At 61.8% G+C, this 21,034-nt stretch carries 17 protein-coding genes and 2 tRNA genes; 8 read left to right on the top strand and 11 right to left on the bottom strand.

Going from position 1 to position 21,034, the window contains the following annotated elements:
- Positions 1-38: 38 nt before the first annotated feature.
- The 3 genes from V2I08_RS10620 to V2I08_RS10610 all read right to left on the bottom strand — a co-directional run bounded on the left by V2I08_RS10620 (position 39) and on the right by V2I08_RS10610 (position 2,863).
- A complete protein-coding gene (locus V2I08_RS10620; RefSeq protein WP_349635063.1) occupies positions 39-1,070 on the bottom strand; it encodes a virulence RhuM family protein in 1,032 nt (343 codons plus the stop codon).
- Positions 1,071-1,208: 138 nt separating this feature from the next.
- A complete protein-coding gene (locus tag V2I08_RS10615; protein ID WP_349635076.1) occupies positions 1,209-2,591 on the bottom strand; it encodes a site-specific integrase in 1,383 nt (460 codons plus the stop codon).
- A 185-nt stretch (positions 2,592-2,776) separates the two neighbouring features.
- A tRNA-Leu gene (locus tag V2I08_RS10610) sits at positions 2,777-2,863 on the bottom strand.
- 130 nt (positions 2,864-2,993) lie between these two features.
- Here V2I08_RS10610 and V2I08_RS10605 point away from each other — a divergent pair.
- The 3 genes from V2I08_RS10605 (at position 2,994) to V2I08_RS10595 (ending at position 4,925) form a co-directional block, all read left to right on the top strand.
- Positions 2,994-3,749, top strand: a complete 756-nt coding sequence (locus tag V2I08_RS10605; RefSeq protein WP_349635062.1) for an alpha/beta hydrolase — start codon at positions 2,994-2,996, stop codon at positions 3,747-3,749.
- The gene (locus tag V2I08_RS10600) at positions 3,749-4,621 is read left to right on the top strand and encodes a tetratricopeptide repeat protein (RefSeq protein ID WP_349635061.1); all 873 of its coding nucleotides are present in this window, start codon (positions 3,749-3,751) and stop codon (positions 4,619-4,621) included. The genes V2I08_RS10605 and V2I08_RS10600 overlap by 1 nt, the downstream gene beginning before the upstream one ends.
- A gap of 91 nt (positions 4,622-4,712) precedes the next feature.
- Entirely contained in the window at positions 4,713-4,925 is a 213-nt protein-coding gene (locus V2I08_RS10595) for a hypothetical protein (RefSeq protein WP_349635060.1), read from the top strand.
- A gap of 9 nt (positions 4,926-4,934) precedes the next feature.
- On the opposite strand, the gene V2I08_RS10590 is transcribed toward V2I08_RS10595, so the two are convergent.
- Positions 4,935-5,642 carry an SIMPL domain-containing protein gene (locus V2I08_RS10590; RefSeq protein WP_310224441.1) on the bottom strand — a complete coding sequence of 236 codons (708 nt, stop codon included), beginning with the start codon at positions 5,640-5,642 and terminating at the stop codon, positions 4,935-4,937.
- A 101-nt stretch (positions 5,643-5,743) separates the two neighbouring features.
- On the opposite strand from V2I08_RS10590, the gene V2I08_RS10585 reads away from it, so the two are divergent.
- From V2I08_RS10585 to V2I08_RS10575, 3 genes are read left to right on the top strand one after another with little or no spacing between them, the layout of a single operon-like run.
- On the top strand, positions 5,744-6,178 hold the full coding sequence (locus V2I08_RS10585; protein ID WP_349635059.1) for a VOC family protein: 435 nt from the start codon (positions 5,744-5,746) through the stop codon (positions 6,176-6,178).
- A 5-nt stretch (positions 6,179-6,183) separates the two neighbouring features.
- On the top strand, positions 6,184-6,906 hold the full coding sequence (gloB, locus tag V2I08_RS10580) for a hydroxyacylglutathione hydrolase (RefSeq protein ID WP_349635075.1): 723 nt from the start codon (positions 6,184-6,186) through the stop codon (positions 6,904-6,906).
- A gap of 55 nt (positions 6,907-6,961) precedes the next feature.
- A complete protein-coding gene (locus tag V2I08_RS10575) occupies positions 6,962-7,363 on the top strand; it encodes a hypothetical protein (RefSeq protein ID WP_349635058.1) in 402 nt (133 codons plus the stop codon).
- 99 nt (positions 7,364-7,462) lie between these two features.
- Here V2I08_RS10575 and V2I08_RS10570 read toward each other — a convergent pair.
- Positions 7,463-7,537: transfer RNA gene (locus V2I08_RS10570), tRNA-Glu, on the bottom strand.
- Positions 7,538-7,640: 103 nt separating this feature from the next.
- On the bottom strand, positions 7,641-9,407 hold the full coding sequence (gene recJ, locus V2I08_RS10565; protein ID WP_349635057.1) for a single-stranded-DNA-specific exonuclease RecJ: 1,767 nt from the start codon (positions 9,405-9,407) through the stop codon (positions 7,641-7,643).
- Positions 9,408-9,553: 146 nt separating this feature from the next.
- Here recJ and V2I08_RS10560 point away from each other — a divergent pair, with 146 nt between their 5' ends.
- Positions 9,554-11,677, top strand: coding sequence for a BamA/TamA family outer membrane protein (locus V2I08_RS10560; protein ID WP_349635056.1), 2,124 nt, complete (start codon positions 9,554-9,556; stop codon positions 11,675-11,677).
- Positions 11,677-15,885, top strand: coding sequence for a translocation/assembly module TamB domain-containing protein (locus V2I08_RS10555; protein ID WP_405053640.1), 4,209 nt, complete (start codon positions 11,677-11,679; stop codon positions 15,883-15,885). The genes V2I08_RS10560 and V2I08_RS10555 overlap by 1 nt, the downstream gene beginning before the upstream one ends.
- Positions 15,886-15,892: 7 nt before the next feature.
- On the opposite strand, the gene V2I08_RS10550 is transcribed toward V2I08_RS10555, so the two are convergent.
- The 5 genes from V2I08_RS10550 to rpsM all read right to left on the bottom strand — a co-directional run bounded on the left by V2I08_RS10550 (position 15,893) and on the right by rpsM (position 20,844).
- Complete coding sequence (locus tag V2I08_RS10550) at positions 15,893-18,070, bottom strand: prolyl oligopeptidase family protein (protein ID WP_405053639.1); 2,178 nt, start codon at positions 18,068-18,070, stop codon at positions 15,893-15,895.
- A 116-nt stretch (positions 18,071-18,186) separates the two neighbouring features.
- Positions 18,187-18,612: a 50S ribosomal protein L17 gene (rplQ, locus tag V2I08_RS10545; RefSeq protein WP_349635055.1), complete on the bottom strand. Its 426-nt coding sequence runs from the start codon at positions 18,610-18,612 to the stop codon at positions 18,187-18,189.
- A 211-nt stretch (positions 18,613-18,823) separates the two neighbouring features.
- The gene (locus tag V2I08_RS10540) at positions 18,824-19,888 is read right to left on the bottom strand and encodes a DNA-directed RNA polymerase subunit alpha (RefSeq protein ID WP_349635054.1); all 1,065 of its coding nucleotides are present in this window, start codon (positions 19,886-19,888) and stop codon (positions 18,824-18,826) included.
- A 119-nt stretch (positions 19,889-20,007) separates the two neighbouring features.
- Positions 20,008-20,397, bottom strand: coding sequence for a 30S ribosomal protein S11 (gene rpsK / locus V2I08_RS10535; protein ID WP_004208752.1), 390 nt, complete (start codon positions 20,395-20,397; stop codon positions 20,008-20,010).
- Between the two features lie 78 nt (positions 20,398-20,475).
- Complete coding sequence (gene rpsM, locus V2I08_RS10530; RefSeq protein WP_037477457.1) at positions 20,476-20,844, bottom strand: 30S ribosomal protein S13; 369 nt, start codon at positions 20,842-20,844, stop codon at positions 20,476-20,478.
- Positions 20,845-21,034: the final 190 nt, after the last annotated feature.

The raw sequence follows: 21,034 nt of genomic DNA, 5'->3' as shown, positions 1-21,034 counted from the left end.
AATCCCGCAGAATTCCGGGAAAAATGGCCGCCGCTGCTTCAGTTCCCATTGGACTTCGATGAGGGGCGAGATGCGCCGATCTTTTTGGCCTTTGCCGTAGCTTCGATAAAATGCCGCTCCACGATGCTGGGCTTGTTCAATTGGTCAGCATGCCATTTGTCATACTCGATCTGCGCCTTTGCCTTGGCCGCATCCGCTTTGACCTTACCCGCGTGACTCAGGATATCGCGATCGCTGAGCGCCAAAAAGTCATCTAATTTGGTGATCCAATCACGCATGGTCATCGGCTTACGGCTCATCGCCTGAAGCTCGGCGAATTCGAGATATGCTGTAACGATCCGATTGAGAGCTTGAATTTCGTCCTCGGACAGATAGTTCTTGGCGATGGCGACATCAGTCTTGCGTGGTGGACCGCCCTTGGATTGGTTTGCCCATGAGGTCAGCCCGATATGGTCCTTGGTAGCGCTGACGCGGGCGGAGATCACTTCGGCAGCGGTGTGACCATGCGCTGCCCAGTGCATCTTGTTTTGCACCGTTTGGAAGAAAAGCTGCGTCGCTTCGGCAGTCCGGTCATAGTCCACGCTGGTGCCGTATATGTCCAATACCTTCTGGTAGAACATCCGCTCCGAAGACCGGATGTCGCGAATGCGGGCCAGCAACTCATCGAAATAGTCGGTCCCCGGCTCCTTGAGACGGGCATCGTCCATGACGAAACCCTTTACCAGATACTCTGATAGGCTAGTTGCCGCCCAACGCCGGAATTGCATGCCACGCGCAGATCGGACGCGGAATCCGATCGCAAGAATCATGGGCAGGCTATAATGAGCAATTTGGCGCGAAACCTCGCGATTTCCCTCGATTCGAACTTGTAAGAACTCCTTACAAGTTGCCGCCTCTTCCAGTTCGCCGTCCTCATAGATTGTTTTCACATGCTGCGTTACGGCTTGTGGCGTTACCTCGAAAAGCTCCGCAATCTGGGCCTGACTCAGCCAAGCTGAGCCGTCACGGGTCTTGAGCTGGACGACCGTTACGCCATCCTCGGTGTTATAGAGGATCATTTCACCGGACATGGTCAAGCTTCCCCCCAAAGTTCCTTGATGCCTGCTTCATCGGATTCCCCATGCTCCGCCCACTCTTAGAGCAACGAGAACATTACCGGAACCACCGAATTTGGACGACCTGCACACGCGACGAATTTTCACGTCGTTTCAGCCCAAGGGTTTCAGGTGAGACAGATCGATATCTTTAAAACTTAGGCGGTTCACAGCCTCAGCCAGCGTCTCGATACGATACCCCCGCCCATAATTCTCTGAAACTTTCCCTTGTGCGGAAGACCCCGTAGTCCATCCACCAAGGGCCATAGCAATGTCGTGTTCGATTCGGGCATGCCTCAGTTCATCCCGGAAACAGTGCCTCAGCGAATGAAAGCAGGTCTTCTCGCGCCGCGCGCCGATGTTGCCGAGAAATTGGGTGAACCATTTGCTGAACGCGACGGCCCTGACGCCCTTGGTGCCGGGATCGATTTCAGCAAAGAGCTTCTCCTCCCCCGCTCGCCGTTTCTGTGCGACGTATGTCATCAGGCCGAGATCGAGAAGGCGCTGATGGATGGGGATCAGCCGTTCACTCGCACCCGTCTTCAGCTGCTTATCCGTGGTGCCTACCAGTGACTCTGTCGTGATCACTATACAGGGCACACCATCGATCATCCGCACATCTGTCGTGTCCAACTGGCATATCTCGTTCAATCGCATCCCGCTGTGCAAGGCGATCAGCGGAACCCAATAGCGCGCATTTTGAGGGCGCTCATGACCGGGCGTCGCATAGCCCCGGTCGCCATCTTTGCACCCCGTATAGAGAGGAGCATGGAAGATGAGACGCAACTGGTCTGGCGAGAATGGATTGCGCTTATCCTTCTTGGCCGTGCTGTCGGCGAAGCGGAGTCCTCTCACGGGGTTACGCTCGGCCAATTCTTCATCGACCGCCCAGTTGAGAAAGCTAGACAGGCTGCTGAGATAGACATTGGCGTTCGCAACATAGATAGGCACGCCCTTCCCGGTCTCCTTCAGCCGGGCTGACGCCTGTTCGGGCGAGAGATCGGGGAAGAGCTTCGTCGCGTTTCGGGGCAGGTAACGCAAGACCTCCATCAGATGACGCATGTGACTGCGAGAGAGGCTTCGGATTTCGGTTTCCGCTCCAATCACGAAAACCGCGAGTTTGCGAACCGTGTCGTAGGTTTCTCGCGTTCGCGCCGTCCAATGATGCGTCGGATCGGAGAGATATCGTTCATAAGCCTCTCCGAGCGTCACGCCGGGACAGGGAGCCTCTTCGCTCTTTGGGGCAGTGATGGTGGGCGGGCCGGGATTGTGAAGATCGTCATTGAACGGTTTGAGGAGCGTCAGGTCGACATTCTTCCCTCCTTTCGACCGGGTATCCTCGAACATCAATTCCAATCGAGCGGCCGCTGCTGGCAATCGTCGCCGCGCGATCTGAAGACTGTCTGTGTTCAGCGATCGCCATATCTCCGCCCGTCCCATCGCCTCTCGGAGGTCGCGTGGAACCCTGCGTCGCAGGTAAAACCATCCCTGCCGGATTGTCAGGCCAGAAGGGCATTTGTGTAGCAGCTTTGTGTAACAGGAGCGGCGGCCATTTTTCCCGGAATTCTGCGGGATTGAGGCTGATCCGGGATCACTATTGTGTAACAGCTTTGTGTAGCAGATGCTCTCTGGGGACCGTCTTTCCGACGATCCCCGTGCATTTTCAATGCTTTGAGAGTAAATGGTGCCCAGAAGAGGACTCGAACCTCCACGACCTTGCGATCGCCAGCACCTGAAGCTGGTGCGTCTACCAATTCCGCCATCTGGGCACGGGGTAGGAGCGCGCAACTAGCCGCTGCCTTTGGGGCTGTCAACGCATGTTGCGGATTATTTCGTTCGGCTCTGCAAAATCGCCAGCCGGGGGTGGACGGGTGCGCCGGTGCAGCGGATGACGGCGTCATGACCCAATCCGATTCCATCCCGATTGCCCTGTTCGCCCGCCCCGATGGACTGCGTCTCGCCTGCCGCCCGCGCGCGGGCGAGGGGCCGACCATCCTCTTCCTGCCAGGCTATATGTCCGACATGGAGGGCAGCAAGGCTGTCGCGCTCGATCAATGGGCGGCAAGCCTGGGGCGCGCCATGATGCGGATGGACTATTCGGGCAACGGATCGAGCGAGGGGCGCTTCGCCGATGGAACATTGGCCAGTTGGCGCGACGATGTGCTGCTGGTGGTGGATGCGTTGATCGAGGGGCCAGTGCTGCTCGTGGGATCATCAATGGGCGGATGGCTTGCGCTGCTGGTCGCCCTCGCCCGGCCCGACCGGGTTGTCGGAATTATCGGCATTGCGGCCGCGCCCGATTTTACGGAATGGGGCTTTACCGATGCCGACAAGGCGTTGCTGGCGACCGAAGGGCGGATCGAGGAGCCGTCTGCCTATAGCGACGATCCTTATGTCACGACGCTGGCTTTCTGGCAGTCCGGTCAGGCGTTGCGGATGCTGGAGGGCGAGATCGCGATTGATTGCCCCGTGCGGCTACTGCATGGGCAGGCCGATGCCGACGTGCCTTGGGACATCGCGGTGCAAACGGCCGCACGGTTGCGTTCATCCGATGTGCAGACGCTGCTGATTAAGGATGGCGACCATCGCCTTTCCCGCGACGGCGACATCGCTTTGCTGATCCGCACCGTCGCCAGCCTCTTGGACAGCCATTGATGCCGTTTTTTCTGCCCCTGATGCTTCTGGCCCAGGCTTATGATCCTGAGATCGAAGCGGTAATGAACCGTAGCCGCCGGGAGAAACAGGAGGCGGCTGCCGCTGGCGCAGCCGCTGCTCCTGCGGCGAACAGGCCCGCACGGGACGACGGCCAGATTCCGGTGCCCGCGAAATTTGCCGCGCCCTTTCAGGCTTGCCTTGACCAAGCGATTGAAGACCCGACCGCCGGGGTCGCCTTTGCGGAAAAATGGCGGATCGAAGGAGGAAGCTTTTACGCACGTCATTGCATGGGCTTTGCCTTTGCGCGGGCCGAACGCTGGTCGCCCGCGATCATCGCCTTCCAACAGGCGGCAGAGGAGGCCGAGCGTAGCGGCGAAATGGTGCAGAGTGCGCGGCTCTGGGCGCAGGCGGGCAATGCCGCACTCGCCAGCGGGGATGCTGCCAAGGCGCGCGGCGATTTCGATGCGGCACTGGCACGAGGTTTACCCGACGGGCTGGAAAAAGGGGAGGTTCATCTCGATCGGGCGCGGGCTTTGGTAGCATTGGGCGAAACGGACGCGGCGCGCGATTCGATCGACGTGGCACTGGCGCAAGCGCCCAGAGATCCGCTGGGCTGGCTGCTGTCGGCAACGCTCGCGCGACGATCCGGCGAAATGAGCCTGGCCAAGGCGCATATCGCTCGCGCGGTTCAGCTATCGCCCGACGATGCGTCCGTCGCATTGGAAGAAGGCAATATCGCGATCCTCACCGATCATGAAGATATCGCCCGGTCTGCGTGGCAGCGCGCGGCGCGACTGGCCCCCGAAGCTGCGGCCGGCAAGGCTGCGGCGGACAATCTGTCCCGCCTGCCGCCAGCAACACCCGTGGGTTAGGGGCCGGTCAGCAAGACTTTGTTACGGAACCGCTTTCCGGTTCGGTCCGTTCGCCTTGGCGTAGCGGGACCTGTGAAACGGAGATGAGACGATGCCCCCCAAAGTGAAGAATGTCGCGGTAATAGGCCTGTTGCTGGCTGGTGCGATGGCGACGACGGCCTGTTCGCGCGGTGCTACGCGCGGTGGCCTGATCGGCGGGACCGGCGGCGCGATAGTAGGTAGCGCAACCGGGCTCGGCACGACGGAAGGTGCCGTGATCGGCGGCGCGGCGGGCGCCGTCATCGGTGACGACCGCCGCGACTAAAGCCATTTACTACTTCAAATAGAAATCGACGGTCGTGACGACACGCACTTTCTTATAGGGCGTGTCGCTCGACCCGTCGCCACCTTCGCCATCGCGCGCGTCGATCGAGAAATAGCCCTGCGTCGCGCTCTTGATCCCGCCGACGCCGGAACCTGCATCCTTGGCGAATTGTTCGGCGGCGGCACGGGCATCCTTTGTGGCGGCAGCCACCATCTGCGGCTTGACGTCGTTCAGCTTGGTGAAGCTGTAGCGCATGCCAGACCCTTCCTGCAGCGTGACGCCACGCCGGACGAGATCGAATTGCTGTGCGACGGCGCGCTGGGCGCGGGCGATGTCGGTCGTGCGCAACAACATCCGCTGCGTAACGGTGATATTGTTGACGCCATTGTTGAGATATTGGTTCACTCCGGCGCCGGTCGGGGTCAATTCGGCAGGCTTGAAACCGAGGCCAGTGAAATAGGCCTGCAATTCCTTGGTATTATTGTCGATTTCCGCGCGGACGGTCGGCATGTCGAAGCCGGTCGCCGAATAGCTGATCGACCAGGTGGCCAAGTCCGCCGTCACATCCTTTTCCGCAAGGCCGCGCACAGTGACCGATCGATCGGCCGCCTTGGCGCGCTTCAACCCGTCGCCTAACAAATAGCCGCCGCTAACGACCCCCAACGCCAGCAGCGCGGCGCTGCCCAACATTATCTTGTCCCGCATGTCCCATGTCATATGCTTGCCTCTTCCCTGCGTTGATGCGCGACCTTATCTTGGGAGCATCTTTGCCCTCCCCCAGATGAACCGTTGCTTTATAGCGACGAATGGAGAAAGACTTGCCCAAGTTCCTGCATAGCATGATCCGCGTCAGTGACGTCGAAAAGACCATCGCCTTTTTCGACCTGCTAGGATTGAAAGAGGTCAAGCGGTTCGACAGCGAACAGGGGCGCTTCACCCTCGTCTATCTCGCCGCCCCGGGGGATGAGGATGCGCAGGTCGAACTGACCTATAATTGGCCCCCGGAAGATGGCAGCCCGTCCGAAATCTATGCGGGCGGGCGCAATTTTGGCCATATCGCCTATCGGGTCGAGAATATCTATGAGACGTGCCAGCGCTTCCTCGATGCGGGCGTGACCATCAATCGCCCGCCGCGTGATGGGCATATGGCGTTTGTCCGCACCCCCGACGGCATCTCGATCGAACTTTTGCAGGACGGTCGCCTAGACCCGGCCGAACCGTGGGCATCCATGCCCAATGTCGGGCAATGGTAAGCCCGATGCTGGAGGTCGTCCGCATTCCCGTGCTGTCCGACAATTATGTCTGGCTGCTGCATGACCCGACGAGCCATGAGACGGTCGTGATCGACCCGGCCGTGGCAGAGCCGGTGCTGGAGGCGGCGGCGGCGCGGGGATGGGCCATCGGCCAGATCTGGAACACCCATTGGCATGGCGACCATATCGGCGGCAATGCGGCAATCAAGGCGGCGACCGGCTGCTTCATCACCGGACCCGCGGCCGAGGCGGACAAGATTGCGACGCTCGACCGCCTGGTCGGTGAAGGCGATACGGTGCGTGTCGGCGACCATGTCGCGGCCGTGATGGCAGTCCCGGCGCATACGGCGGGGCATATCGCCTATCATCTGGCCGACGCGCATATGGCTTTTGTCGGCGATACGCTGTTCGCCATGGGCTGCGGGCGATTATTCGAGGGGACAGCGGCGCAGATGTTCGCCAACATGCAACGCCTCGCTGCCCTACCGGACGATACCAGCGTCTATTGCGCACATGAATATACACTCTCCAATGGCCGGTTCGCGCTGACGGTGGAGCCGGACAATGCAGCGCTGATACGGCGCGTCGCGGAGGTTGAGACGCTGCGCACGCGGGGAGAAGCGACGGTGCCGACAACCATCGGCCTGGAACGCGACACCAATATCTTCATGCGCGCGCGCGATGTCGCGCAACTGGCCGAACGTCGGGCGGCCAAGGACGCCGCTTGACGGTCTGGACGCGGTCGTGCCGTCCTTACAATAGATATCGACAAGGAGAGTTGCGATGCGTGCATGGATAGGGATAACTCCGCTCCTGTTAGCAGCTTGCACGGGCAGCTACACGCCGACGCCGTTGACCGAAAAACAGGCCGCAAAGCTGGAAAAGGCCTTGGAGGGCAAGGTCGCCGGTGAAAAGATGAACTGCATAAACCGCGAACGACATACCAATTTGACCGTTATCAGTAATAATGTGCTTCTATATCGCGTGAATAAGCGTCTAATCTACAAGACGGAACTGATCGGCAGTTGCAACGGTTTGACCTATGGCGACACCATGATCGTGCGTAGTTTCGGATCGCAACTTTGCCGGGGCGACATGACCATGACGGCCAATCTTTTGACCGGCGTGGCCAGCGGTGCCTGCGCACTGGGTGATTTCACCCCTTATCGCGCACCAGATAAGTGATTTCACATCTTACTTTATAGTACGAGAAAAGACTTGGCGCTTTGCCAAGTGCCGGAAATCAATATTTTAGAGAAAAGTCGCCACGGCGAACCGCTTTATTGGTGACCCCTACGGGAATCGAACCCGTGTTTCAGCCGTGAAAGGGCCGCGTCCTAACCGCTAGACGAAGGGGCCACTGGCGGCACTGCCCGTTGGGCGGCGCTGCAAAGCGAAGCGGGCATTAGGAGGAGACGGCGCGGCGGTCAACCCCTTTTGCGGGCAAAAAAGCCCAAGCTGATCAGTCGGCCCAGGCGGCGTCGTCCAGATGGAGTTCGGCGGCGGGGCGGCTGCCCCAGTCGTCGATCTTCGCCCGTCCCGCGACCCAAAGCCGCCGGTCATAGGACGCGCCCAATATCGCCTGGCCCATATCGCTTTCGGCCTGACGAAAGGCGATGGTCTTGATCGACCGGCCGTCCGCGCCCGCCATGATGGCGCGCAGATGGCCGTTGCCGACCACGTCGGCCTTCACCACGCGCATGGGGCCAGCCGCGATCCGGGGGGCGGGCCAGCCTGCGCCGTAGGGGCCGCCCTGTTCGATCGCAGCGACGAATTCCGGGTTCACGCCGGCCGGGGCCAGCACCGCGTCGATCAGCAGCGCCCTGTCGTCGCGCGCGCGCGCCACCGCACCTGCCAGTCGTTCGTCGAGGAAATCGGCGAGCGCGTCGACCTTGTGTGCCGCGACGGTCAGCCCAGCCGCCATGGCATGGCCGCCGCCCGCGACCAGCAGGCCGCTATCTTTGGCCGCCATCACCGCTGCGCCCAGATCCACGCCGGAGATCGACCGGCCCGATCCCTTGCCCACGCCCTCCTCGTCCAGCGCGATGACGATAGCGGGTCGGCCGGCCTTTTCCTTGATCCGTCCCGCGACGATGCCGATGACGCCCGGATGCCAGCCCAGCCCGGCGATCACCGCGACGGCGCGATTGCCCTGCGCGTCGAGCAGCGCTTCGGCCTGTTCCTGCACCGTCGATTCGATCGCGCGGCGTTCCTCATTATAATGGTCGAGTTGCCCTGCTATCCGCGCCGCCTCGGCCGGGTCCTGCGTCGTTAGCAACCGCACCCCCAGATCCGCCTGTCCCACACGCCCGCCCGCATTGATCCGCGGCCCCAGCGCAAAGCCCAGATCATGACACAGCGGCGCGCGGGTCAGGCGACTGGCGTCGATCAGCGCGGCGAGGCCTATATTGCGCCGCTTGGCCATCACCTTAAGCCCCTGCGCGACGAAGGCGCGGTTGAGGCCGCGCAGTTGCGCCACGTCCGCCACCGTGCCGAGCGCGACGATATCGAGCAATTCCATCAGCGCGGGTTCCGCCCGCGTCGCAAACCAGCCACGCCCGCGCAGCAGCCGCACCAGCGCCGCACCCAGCAAGAAAGCGACACCGACGGCGGCGAGATGGCCGTGCGTTGCCGCTTCCTCCCCCTCGTCGAGCCGGTTGGGGTTCACCAGCGCCAGGGCTTCGGGCAGCGCGGCGCTGCATTTATGATGATCGACCACCACGACATCGACCCCGGTGGCCTTCGCCATCGCCAGCGCCTCGAACGCCTGCGCACCGCAATCAACGGTAACGATCAGGGTCGCCCCCTGGCCCGCCAGGCGCACCAGCGCCTCGCCGGACGGGCCATAGCCCTCCATCAGGCGATCGGGGATATAGGGCTTGGCCTCCAGCCCCAGATCGCGCAGCAACCGGATCAGCAGCGCCGCACTTGTCGCGCCATCGACATCATAGTCGCCGAATATCCGCACATCTTCGCCACGCTGCACCGCATCGGCCAGCCGCTCGGCCGCCGCGTCCATGTCACGAAACAAGCTGGGATCGGGCATGAAGGCGCGGATCGTCGGGTTGCGGTGCGCCTCCAGCGCCTCGCGCGGGCAGCCGCGCGCCATCAACAATTGCGTCACCAGATCGTCGGGCAGATAGCCAGGGTCGCGCGCGTCCGCGCCCTCCCCCCGCCAACGCCAGGGCTGGCCCATCAGGGATCGCGAAATATTGAGCGCAAATGTCATGCACTTGCTCTAGACGGGCCTTGGGCCGGTGGGAAGCGTCCCCGTCGCGGCTAATCGTCGCCTGGTCGGAACCAGCGCAACCCGTTGAGCGTATTGAAAGTTCGTCGGCCAATCATAGGGCTGGCGATGAAGGGGCATCATAATTCATGACCAGACGGCAGGCACATCATGTCCGGCGCATGTTGGGCCTTATTCTCGTCACCGCTTCGCCATTGCCCTCGATAGCGCAGACCATCAATGACGATGCGTCTGTGACGGCGCTGCCTTATGATGCCAGCGTCAACGAAGAACCGATACTGCCTGATGATCAGTTCGAGGCCCGACTGCCTCAGGTTGAAAATGCCGATCCCGCCGCACCGCTGCCCTCGATTGAAAGCTGGGTCGATCAGCAAATGCCGCTACAGGCGGATGCGCCGACCCAGCTTCCCCCGGCGACAGAACCGATGCCGGAGTTGGAACTTGCTCAGCCCTTGCCCCCGCTCGATAGCGTCACGGTGCCCGCTAATGCCGCTTCCGATGATGATCCCAATGCGAAACAGCCCGACATCCGCTACACCACCAGCATTGAAGGGTTCGGCAATAGCGGCCTCGATGATGCGTTCAAGGATGCGTCGACCCTGATCGACGGCAAAGGCCGGGCGGAAACCGCTGCCATGGTCCAGGCACGCGCGCAGGAAGACGAAAAGCTTGCCGTGCGGCTACTCTATTCCGAGGGCTATTATGATGCGACGGCACTCGCGAGCCTGGATCAGAGCGATGATGGGACACTGAAAGCCGTCATTTCGGTGACGCCGGGCAAGCGTTACAAATTGGGGGAGATCGTCGTCACCGCTGGACCTACCGTGCCGCAAGGATTGGTGCGTAAAAGCCTGCCGCTCCAGACCGGCGACTATATCATCGCCACCAAGGTCGAGGGCGCAGAAGCCAATGTCGCGCTGCGATTGCCCGAAAATGGTTATGCCTTCGCAAAAGTGGGCGAGCGCGACATCCTGCTCGACCCGGCGACCGCGACGGGCGATTATACGTTGCCGGTCGAAACCGGCCCGCGCGGAACATTCCGCAATATTACCACCAGCGGCGATAAACAGGCGTTCGGTGCAGACCATATGGAAGTCATCCGTCGCTACAAACCCGGCCAGATTTACGATAGCCGCAAGGTCGATGACCTGCGCAAGGCGCTCGTTGCGACAGGTCTTTTCGCCAGCGTCGGTGTCGATCCGGTTCGGACCGGCGAGGCAGGGCCGGACGGCACGGAATATGTCGATCTGCATGTCGAACAGGAAGCGGGACCACCACGGACTTTGGCTGGTGAAGGCGGTTATGGCACCGGCCAAGGCTTCCGCGCGGAGGCGACATGGACTCACCGCAACCTTTTCCGACCCGAAGGCGCGCTGATCGGCAGCGTCGTCGCGGGGACGCAAGAACAGGGCGTGTCGGGCACTTTCCGACGCTCCAATGCCGGCAAGCGCGATCGTACATTTCAGGCAGGCGCGCTGCTCAACCATCAGAAATATGATGCCTACGAAGCCTTTACCGCCGGCCTCAACATCACCTGGGCGCGCCAGTCGACGCCGATCTTCCAGAAGCGCTGGACCTATAGCTATGGCGCGGAAATCCTGCTGTCGAACGAACAGACCACGGTCGATGCCGCCACCGGCGAGAATAGGCGCCTGACCTATTTCATCGGGGCGGTGCCGGTCCAGGTCGGCTATGACCGCTCGAACGATCTGCTCAACCCCACCAGTGGCTTTCGCGCCAATCTGCGCGTGTCGCCGGAAGCCTCGTTGCAAGGCAATCTTTCACCCTATGTCCGCAGCACCTTCGACTTGAGCGGTTATTTCCCGGTGTCGGACAGCCTGGTCATCGCCGCGCGCACGCGCCTTGGCACCATCAACGGCGTGGCCCGCGACGATGTCGCGCCATCACGCCGTATCTATGCAGGCGGCGGCGGATCAGTGCGTGGCTTCGGGTTCCAGGAATTGGGACCAAAGGACGTGAATGTCGATCCGATCGGGGGGCGCTCCGTCAATGAATTTGCGGTCGAGGGCCGCTATCGTTTCGGCAATTATGGCGTGGTCGCCTTTGTCGATGCGGGGCAAGTGTATGAAAGCCAGATCCCCGAATTTTCCGACATGCGCTATGGCGTGGGTCTGGGCGGTCGCTTCTATACCAATTTCGGTCCCTTCCGCGCCGACATCGCCATGCCGATCAACCGGCAACCGGGCGAATCCAAATTCGCCGTCTATATCGGGATCGGGCAGGCTTTCTGATGATGCAGGACGACACGCTTAGCTCCGACCGGATCGACACTGTGCGTCAGGGTCGCCCCTTGTGGCAAAAGGTCGTGATCGGCGTTGTCGGCTTCATCGTCGCGCTGGTCATGCTGACGGGCGTGTTGCTGCTTGGTCTCAATAGCCAGCCGGGCAAGAAATTCCTGATCCAGCAGATTGCCGCATTCCAGATGGAATCGGGCATGAGCATAGAAGTCGGACGGATCGAAGGGTCGATTTATAGCGACATGGTCATCCACGATCTCATTCTGCGCGATCCCAAGGGCGTGTTCGCGGTCAGCCCGCAGGTCCATGTGGTTTGGAAACCTTTCCGTTATATCAACAATCACATCTCGGTTAGCCTGCTTGAATCACCGTTGATCGTGCTGGCCCGCAGCCCCGAATTCAACCAGACCCCCACCGACCCCAACGCCCCTATCCTGCCCGACCTCGATATCGACGTCGACCGGATGAAGATCGGCAAGTTCATCCTCGCCCGGCCCGTCATCGGCCAGAAGCGCGAAATCGCCATTTATGGCGTCACGCACATCGCCGATGGCCGCGCGATCCTGTCGGCTGATGCCATCGTCGATAGCGGCGATCGGTTGCAGGCAAAGCTGGACGCCATGCCGTCGCGAAATCGCCTGGCCATGAGCGGCACGGTGACTGCGCCCAAGGGCGGCGTCATCGCGGCGATGTCGGGCCTTACCGATGGCATGACCGCGACTTTGGATGGCAAGGGCACATGGCAGGCCTGGGACGGGCGCATCATCGCCACCAGCCCCAAGGGTGAACTCGCCAACGTCGCCATCGCCGCGCGCGATGGCAATTTCACGGCCAAAGGCCCGGTTCGTCCCGGTCTGGTCATGGCAGGCACGGTCGATCGCCTGACCGCACCGCAACTGGATGTCGATCTGTTCGCGGGGCTCAACGAACGGCGCGTGAACCTCAAAGGGACCTTGCGCTCGCCTGCGCTGTCCGCCGATGCGCAAGGCGTCGTCGACTTGGCCGCAAGCCGTTTCAGCGCATTGCGGATCAACGCCGCGCTGCTCACCCCCGGCGCGATCATGGAAAAGGTACGGGGCCGCGATGTCCGCGCGTCGATCATCCTCGACGGGCCGATGGCGACGCCGTTCATCGACTATGACATCACCGCAAAGAGCATTGCCTTCGATGCGACCGGCATCGAGAATCTGAAGGCAAGCGGCCGCGCGGTGATAGACGTCGACCGCATTCGCATTCCCGTGAATGCCACGGCGAGCCGCGTGACCGGTCTGAATGCAGCCGCCGGTGGCCTGATGAACAATCTGCGCGTCAAAGGCGACTTCGCCTATGCGGGCGGCAAGCTGATCAGCGACAATCTCAAGATCGACAGCGACCGGATCGACGCCACCGCCATCATCCTCGCCGATCTCGACAACGCCCTCTATCGCGGCGCGCTTAAAGGCAGGGTCAACGACTATAAGATTGACGGCGTCGGCATCGTCAATCTCAATACAGATGTCGAACTGATCCCCGGTCCCAAGGGCGGCTTTGGCCTGTCCGGCCGCTTCGGCGTGCGCACCGCGCGCTGGGAAAACGCCTCCGTCCGCGATTTCCTGGGCGGCAATGCCGTGGCCAGCGGCCGCATCGGCATGACGCCGGAGGGCAAATTCACGCTTGCAGGCCTCAAGGGTGCAGCCCCCAATTTCACGATTCAGTCGGGATCGGGCAGCTATGATACGGATGGACGGATAGCTTTCGACGCCACTGCTTCCTCGCGCCAATATGGTCCACTCGCGCTCACCGTGCGCGGGACGATGGAGCGACCACAGGCGGTGCTACGCGCAGCCCGCCCCAATGTCGGCGTGCAATTGTCCGACGTGGTGGCGAAACTGAACGGCGAAGCGGCGGGCTATCGTCTCGAAGCCACCGGCGGGTCGCCTTACGGGCCATTCTTCGCCAATGTCCTGATACGTACGGCCCAAGGTCCGCTCACCATCGACGTCACGCGCGCGCGGTTCGCCGGTGTGGACATGAACGGGCAGATCCAGCAAAGCGCCGCCGGTCCCTTCACCGGCCAGTTGGCAATGAACGGCTCCGGCATCAACGGCGCGATCCGCCTCGCAGCGGTTGGTCAGGCGCAGGGCGTCAATGTCAACGCGACCGCCAGCAATGCCAAATTGCCCGGTGATGCGGAAATCCTGATCGGCCGCGCGATCGTCACGGCGTCGATGGTGCTGACCGATCAACCGCGCATCATCGCCGATGCCCAGATCGCGAACGCCGCCTATGGCGACTATATCGTGCGCAAGGCACGCGCGAAGCTCGACTATCAGGGTGGGCGCGGCAAGGCCCAGTTGGTTGCGGACGGGTCCAGCGGCGTCCCCTTCTCGATCGCCGCCAACGCCGCGCTGCGCCCTGATCTCTACGCCGTGGCGGTGCAGGGCAAGGCCGCCAACATAGCCTTCCGCCTGGCCCAGCCCGCCATTATCCGTACCGAACCGGGCGGCTATCGCCTCGAACCGACGAGCCTCGTGCTGCCACAAGGCAAGGTCGATCTGGCCGGGCGTTTCGGCGACACGACCGCGATGCAGGCGCGATTCAAGGATTTCGACCTGGCCATCGCCAATATGGCCGCGCCGGGACTGGGCATTGGCGGGCGGATGACCGGCACGCTGGATTATGTGCAACAGGGGAGCGCTTTCCCGACGGCCACCACGCGCCTCGCCATTGCCGATTTCCGCCGCTCCAGCCTGTCAGCCGTATCCGATCCGGTCTCGATGAGCATGGAGGGCAAGCTGTCGTCGGCAGGTGGCGACCTGCGTGGCCTGATCCGCGAGGGCAATAGCACGCTCGGTCGCTTCGTCGCGACCCTCGCGCCGCCCGGTCCCGGCGCAAGCTGGAGCGAACAACTCCAATCGGCCCCTCTGGGCGGCGGCATCCGTTATTCTGGTCCTGCCGACGTCCTCTTCTCCTTTGCCGGATTAGCCGATCAGCAATTAAGGGGAGGACTTGCCCTCGCTGCGGACTTTAGTGGACGACTGAACAATCCCCGCGTGACCGGCATCGCCCGCGCCAACGCCCTCACCTATGAGAATGAGACGTTCGGCACCCGTGTAACGCAGATGAAGCTCGACGGCCGCTTCACCAACGACCGGCTTGAAATTCGCGACTTTTCAGGGCGCGCCGGCGATGGGACGGTACAGGCGTCGGGTACGGTCGGGCTGGCGGCAGACAGCGGATTTCCGATGAATATCGCGATCAGGCTTGATCGTGCTCGCCTTGCGCGCAGCGAAGCGATCACCAGCGTCGTCAGTGGTTCACTGGCGATTACCAACAGCGCAGCCAATGGTGGGCTAATCAAGGGCGACCTCAACCTGCCCGAAACCCGCTATATGGTCGCCTGGCAGGGGGGGACGGAAATTCGTCAACTCCAGGGGGTGCGCCGCAAGGGTGAAAATGTCGATATCATCGATCAACGTCTCGCCGCGCGCCAGACCGCAGCGCAACCGGCCGACTGGAAGCTCGACATTCGGGTACGGGCCGACAATGAAATCTACGTCACCGGCATGGGGCTCGATTCCGAATGGAAGACGGACATGCGGGTCACCGGCACCACCGCCAATCCGCGCGTCGTCGGCAAGCTGGAAGTATTGAGGGGCCGCTACAGCTTCTCCGGCAAGCAGTTCGAGCTGGAACAGGGCGTCATCACCTTCAACGGGCCGATGATGAACCCGACGCTGGCGATCCAGGCCCAGACCAGGATCGATACGATCACGGCAGGCCTTCGAGTCACAGGCAGCGCGCAACAGCCCGACATCGCCTTCATTTCGACACCCAGCTTACCGCAAGACGAAATCCTCTCGCGTATCCTGTTCGGCGATAATGTCGCCAATCTTTCCGCAACGCAGGCTATCCAGTTGGCGGCGGCTTTAAACGGCCTTCGCGGTGGGGGTGGTGGCCTCAACCCCATGGGCAAGTTACAAGGTGCCACCGGGATCGACCGGATCGGCATCGTCGGTGGCGATGAACGAACCGGGCGCGGCACTTCACTCGCGGTCGGGCAGCGTATTTCCAATGATATCTATGTGGAGATCATCACCGACTCGCGCGGCTTTACCGCGACGCAGCTCGAAATCGCGCTGTCAAAAGCGCTCAGCCTTTTGTCGCGCACCGGCACCAATGCCGGATCGTCGGCCAACCTGCGCTATTCCAAGGATTATTGAGGGCGCACTATTTGGGCTTTTGCTGGATTGCCAGTCCCGTGAAGTGCGCAAGAAAGCTATAACTGTCGGCATATTCGTCGATGAGCTTATCAATGGGTTTTCCCGCCCCATGGCCAGCGCGATTCTCGACCCGCAATAACCGGGGCCGGTCACCGGCCTGAGCAGCCTGAAGCGCGGCTGCATATTTGAAGCTGTGGGCGGGCACGACCCGGTCGTCGGTATCGGCGGTCGTGACCAATATGGCGGGATAATCCCTGCCGTCGGATATATTGTGATAGGGCGAATAGCCGTAGAGCAGGGGAAAATCCTTGGCTTCACCAGGTGAGCCATAGTCATCCACCCAATAGCGCCCGGCGGTGAAGCGGTCGAAGCGCAGCATGTCCATCACCCCCACGGCGGGCAGGGCAGCGGCAAACAGGTCGGGCCGCTGATTCACCACGGCACCGACCAGCAGTCCGCCATTGGAACGTCCCTCGATCGCCAGACCGTCCTTGGGCGTATAACCATTGCTCTTGAGCCACTCGCCCGCCGCGATGAAATCATCGAACACATTCTGCTTGTTCGCGCCGCGCCCGGCCTCATGCCACGCTTTGCCGAACTCCCCGCCACCGCGCAGATTGGCGACCGCATAGACCCCGCCCTGCTCCAGCCAGGCGAGGCGCGGTGCCGAGTAGCCGGGCGTCAGGCTGATATTGAAGCCGCCATAACCGTATAGTATGGTCGGCGCAGCAATCGCCCGGTCGGCCAATGCCTTTTTGCGGATGATGGTGATCGGGATCGGCGTGCCATCCTTGGACGGGTAGAGTCGTTGTTCTATGCCGAAATCATCGGGATTGAAGGGCAGGTCGGGCTGCGCGAACACGCTGCTCTCCATCGTCTCAGTGTCGAAACGATAGATGCTGGGCGGCGTCACAAATCCTGAAAAGCTGAAGAATGTCTCCGGGTCGCCATCGCGCCCACCAAAGCCCGCAGCGGTGCCCATGCCCGGCAACGGGACATCGGCTACCTTGCGCCCATCCAGCTCGACCAGTTCGGCAACCATGTCCGCCTCGCTGACATAAGCCAGAACCAGCCGATTGCCGACCAGCGAACCACCCGCCAGCATCTCCGCCCGCTCCGCCACCACCAACTTGGCCCCACGGCGCGGCCGCACAGCGTCCAGCGTCACCAGTCGCGATCGTGCGGCCGATTTGTTGGTGATGAAATAGAGCGTCGTGCCCCGGCTGCCGATCAGTCGCCAGTCATGCGTCGGCCCCCTTACCAGCAAACGCGGCTTGACCGGACCGCCATCGAGCGTCGCCACATGGATTTCGCGGCGCGTGTCGATGCCTTCAAAACTGTTGATGACCAACCAGCGCCCATCACTCGTCACCTGCGCCTGATGGCTGAGCTTGGGTCGGTCAGGCGTGCCATAGATGAGTTGGTCCTGCGCCTGATCCGTGCCGATCCGATGATAGAAAAGCTGCTGCCCTTCATTGGCCGAGCGAAATGTCTCGCCCTCCGCCGGGGCAGGATAGCGCGAGTAGAAAAATCCCTGCCCACTCGCATCCCAGGCGATCTGCGAAAATTTGACCCATTCGATGGTTTCTTCGAGTGTCCGCCCGCTATCGACCTCCAGCACGCGCAGGGTCCGCCAGTCGCTGCCCGCCTCCTGCATTGCATAAGCGAGGTAACGGCCATCGGGCGATGGTGCCCATTCCGCAAGCGCGCTTGTTCCATCCCCGGCCCAGATATTGGGATCGACCAGCAGACGTTGAGCGCCCGCCAGCCCGTCGCGGACATATAAGGGGGTATGGTTCTGTAACCCCTTATTATAGCCGTAGAAATAGCGTCCCCCCGCTTTGCGTGGCACGGAGTAGCGGCCGTGCGAGAAGAGCGCCTGCATCCTGGCCTTGAGCGCGTTACGGCCCGGCAGTGCGTCGATATAGCGGCGGGTCAGGGCATTTTCTTCGCGCACCCAATCGCGCACGGCTGGGTCGGCGCGCAGGTCGTTTTCGAGCCAGCGATAGGGGTCGGCGACCTTCACGCCGAAATGATCCTCGACCAGATCGAGCCGCCGCGCTGCTGGATAGCGCAGGCCATTATCCTGCGCGCCCGCATCGATGACGGCGGCATTTGGTTCGGCCAGCGCAGGCGTCGCCGCCAGCAGCAGCAGCGGCAGCAGGGTCAGGCGAAACACGCGCACATCCTCTCACAGTCTTTTTCAACGCCAACAGGCCGCAACTCCTTTGGGAGCCGCGGCCTGTTGATAGAGCATAAAGCGTCGACTGTCAGGCCATGCTGACGATCGGACCTGAAGGATCAGGCTGCTTCCAGCTCGTCTTCATCTTCACTCTGCACCGGGCCGGAATCCTGACCCTTGGCGCTGACATCACGATCCACCAGTTCGATGATCGCCATCGGCGCGGCGTCCGACGCGCGGAAACCGGCCTTGATCACGCGGGTATAGCCGCCATTGCGATCCTTGTAGCGCTCGGCCAGCGTTTCGAACAGTTTGATGAGCTGCGCATCGTCCTGAAGGCGGGCGTGGGCGAGGCGACGGTTGGACAGGCCACCCTTTTTCGCCAGCGTGATCAGCTTTTCGACATAGGGACGCAGGGCCTTTGCCTTCACCGTGCCGGTCATGATCTGCTCATGCTTGATGAGCGAGGCGGCCAGGTTGCGCAGCAGCGCGTTACGATGGCCGGTGGAGCGCTGCAGCTTACGCTGGCCCATTTTATGACGCATAATCTCTTCCTTCGTTCGTTAAGGGGCCGTTCGAGGTACCCCAGACCAGGCGGTGATAAGGGCCACCGCCGATACCCCTTCCTCCCCGGTACGGGGAGGTGGCAGCCCGAAGGGCTGACGGAGGGGGCGTTCCCAAAGCGAAGCGCCTGCGGCCTGCCCCCTCCACCAGCCTTTGGCTGGTCCCCCTCCCCGTGCCGGGGAGGAGTTTTCCTCAGCCCAGCAGCTCTTGTTCGAGCTTCTTGGCCATTTCCTCGATATTTTCCGGCGGCCAGCCGGGAATGTCCATACCCAGGCGCAGGCCCATGGACGACAGCACTTCCTTGATTTCGTTCAGCGACTTGCGGCCGAAATTGGGGGTGCGCAGCATCTCGGCTTCGGTCTTCTGGACCAGATCGCCGATATAGATGATGTTGTCGTTCTTGAGGCAGTTGGCCGAGCGAACCGACAATTCCAGTTCGTCCACCTTCTTGAGAAGATAGCGGTTGATCTGGTTGGTGTCGCTTTCGCTGTCCGAGGTCGATGCGACGGCATGGCCGCCCTGCGACGGTGCTGCGGTGGGCAGCGCGTCTTCGAAGTGAACGAACAACTGAAGCTGGTCCTGCAGGATGCGGGCGGCATAGGCCACGGCATCCTCCGGCGTCACCGTGCCGTCGGTTTCGACGGTCAGCGACAGCTTGTCATAGTCCAGTTCCTGGCCGACGCGGGTGTTGTCCACCTTGTAGGCGACCTGACGGACGGGCGAATAAAGCGCGTCGATCGGGATGAGGCCGATCGGCGCATCGGCCGGACGGTTGGCGACGGCGGGGACATAGCCCTTGCCGATGTCAGCCGTCAGTTCCATGTTGAGCGTCGCACCCTGGTCGAGATGGCAGATGACCAGATCGGGGTTCATCACCTCGATATCGCCGACGACGCTGATGTCGCCTGCCTTGACCACGGCCGGGCCGGTGGCGGAAAGCTGCAGGCGCTTCGGCCCGTCGCCTTCCATCCGCAGCGCAACCTGCTTGATGTTGAGGACGATATCGGTCACGTCCTCACGTACGCCAGCGAGCGACGAAAATTCGTGCAGGACGTTCTCGATCTTGATCGAGGTGACCGCCGCGCCCTGGAGCGAGGAAAGAAGAACCCGACGTAGTGCGTTGCCAAGCGTCAGGCCGAAACCGCGCTCTAGTGGCTCGGCGACGAAGGTCGCCTTACGCTTGCCGTCGCTGGTTGGCTTGATTTCCAGCGCGTTGGGCTTCTTCAATTCCTGCCAGTTCTTCATGTTGACAGTCATGTAATTCCCCTGGGGATGTGGCCGAAACGCTTATGATCCTGGACCCGACAGGACGTTGCGGCCGATGCAGACGGGTAACGGGCGGCGCGTCCGCCGCCCGCCATATCGCTCAGCCGTGGTTAGACGCGGCGGCGCTTGGACGGACGCACGCCGTTGTGCGGGATCGGCGTCACGTCGCGAATGGAGGTGATGTGGAAGCCGACGGCCTGCAGCGCGCGCAGAGCCGATTCACGACCCGAACCGGGTCCCTTGACTTCGACTTCCAGGGTACGGACGCCATGTTCGGCGGCCTTGCGGCCCGCATCTTCGGCGCACACCTGGGCGGCATAGGGGGTCGACTTGCGACTGCCCTTGAACCCCATCATGCCGGCCGAGGACCAGGAGATCGCATTGCCCTGGGCGTCGGTGATGGTCACCATGGTGTTGTTGAAGCTCGCGTTGACGTGCGCGACGCCGGCCGAGATATTCTTGCGCTCACGGCGCTTAATGCGCTGGGGTTCGCGTGCCATTTTGCTCTATCCTACTGAAATCGTTTAAAAGGAGAAGTCGTCGGAGGGTCAGGCCAAAAGGCTTGAGACCCTCAACGATTACTTCTTCTTACCGGCAATCGCCTTTGCCTTGCCCTTGCGGGTGCGCGCATTGGTGTGCGTGCGCTGGCCACGAACCGGCAGACCCTTACGATGACGCAGGCCGCGATAGCAGGCCAGATCCATCAGGCGCTTGATGTTCATCGCGGTGTTGCGACGCAGATCGCCCTCGACCGTCAGGTCGGCGTCGATGGTTTCACGGATCTGGAGCACTTCGGCGTCCGAAAGATCCTGAATACGACGGCTCTGGTCGATGCCGAGCTTGGTGGCGATATCAACGGCGGTCTTGCGACCAATGCCGTGAATGTAGGTGAGCGCGATGATTACGCGCTTGTTGGTCGGGATGTTAACACCCGCAATACGTGCCATGGTACTTAAATCTCCTGCTCCACGGGGCGATTGGCGTCACCCCATCTCAAAGCGTCAAAGGCCGGTTTTCCTAGCGGAAACGCGCGATCCATACTATCCTCCGAGACGCAAAAAAGACGGTCAGTGCGCAAAGCACTGCCGGTCACCTGCGTGTCGGGATCGGTCGCCACTAGCGATTCGGCCGCTTCCT

The sequence above is a fragment of the Sphingobium sp. MK2 genome (assembly GCF_040170545.1).
In the GTDB taxonomy this organism is placed as follows: Bacteria; Pseudomonadota; Alphaproteobacteria; order Sphingomonadales; family Sphingomonadaceae; genus Sphingobium.
Note: the sequence above shows the minus strand (reverse complement) of the source record. Positions and strands in the feature narration are given on the sequence as shown.

Bases quoted from the DNA above. Each gene is read 5' to 3' on its own strand.
- V2I08_RS10620 (WP_349635063.1), bottom strand. From the start codon at position 1,070: ATGTCCGGTGAAATGATCCTCTATAACACCGAGGATGGCGTAACGGTC.
- V2I08_RS10605 (WP_349635062.1), top strand. From the start codon at position 2,994: ATGACCCAATCCGATTCCATCCCGATTGCCCTGTTCGCCCGCCCCGAT.
- V2I08_RS10600 (WP_349635061.1), top strand. From the start codon at position 3,749: ATGCCGTTTTTTCTGCCCCTGATGCTTCTGGCCCAGGCTTATGATCCT.
- V2I08_RS10595 (WP_349635060.1), top strand. From the start codon at position 4,713: ATGCCCCCCAAAGTGAAGAATGTCGCGGTAATAGGCCTGTTGCTGGCT.
- V2I08_RS10590 (WP_310224441.1), bottom strand. From the start codon at position 5,642: ATGACATGGGACATGCGGGACAAGATAATGTTGGGCAGCGCCGCGCTG.
- gloB (WP_349635075.1), top strand. From the start codon at position 6,184: ATGCTGGAGGTCGTCCGCATTCCCGTGCTGTCCGACAATTATGTCTGG.
- V2I08_RS10575 (WP_349635058.1), top strand. From the start codon at position 6,962: ATGCGTGCATGGATAGGGATAACTCCGCTCCTGTTAGCAGCTTGCACG.
- recJ (WP_349635057.1), bottom strand. From the start codon at position 9,407: ATGACATTTGCGCTCAATATTTCGCGATCCCTGATGGGCCAGCCCTGG.
- V2I08_RS10560 (WP_349635056.1), top strand. From the start codon at position 9,554: ATGACCAGACGGCAGGCACATCATGTCCGGCGCATGTTGGGCCTTATT.
- V2I08_RS10555 (WP_405053640.1), top strand. From the start codon at position 11,677: ATGATGCAGGACGACACGCTTAGCTCCGACCGGATCGACACTGTGCGT.
- rplQ (WP_349635055.1), bottom strand. From the start codon at position 18,612: ATGCGTCATAAAATGGGCCAGCGTAAGCTGCAGCGCTCCACCGGCCAT.
- V2I08_RS10540 (WP_349635054.1), bottom strand. From the start codon at position 19,888: ATGACTGTCAACATGAAGAACTGGCAGGAATTGAAGAAGCCCAACGCG.
- rpsK (WP_004208752.1), bottom strand. From the start codon at position 20,397: ATGGCACGCGAACCCCAGCGCATTAAGCGCCGTGAGCGCAAGAATATC.
- rpsM (WP_037477457.1), bottom strand. From the start codon at position 20,844: ATGGCACGTATTGCGGGTGTTAACATCCCGACCAACAAGCGCGTAATC.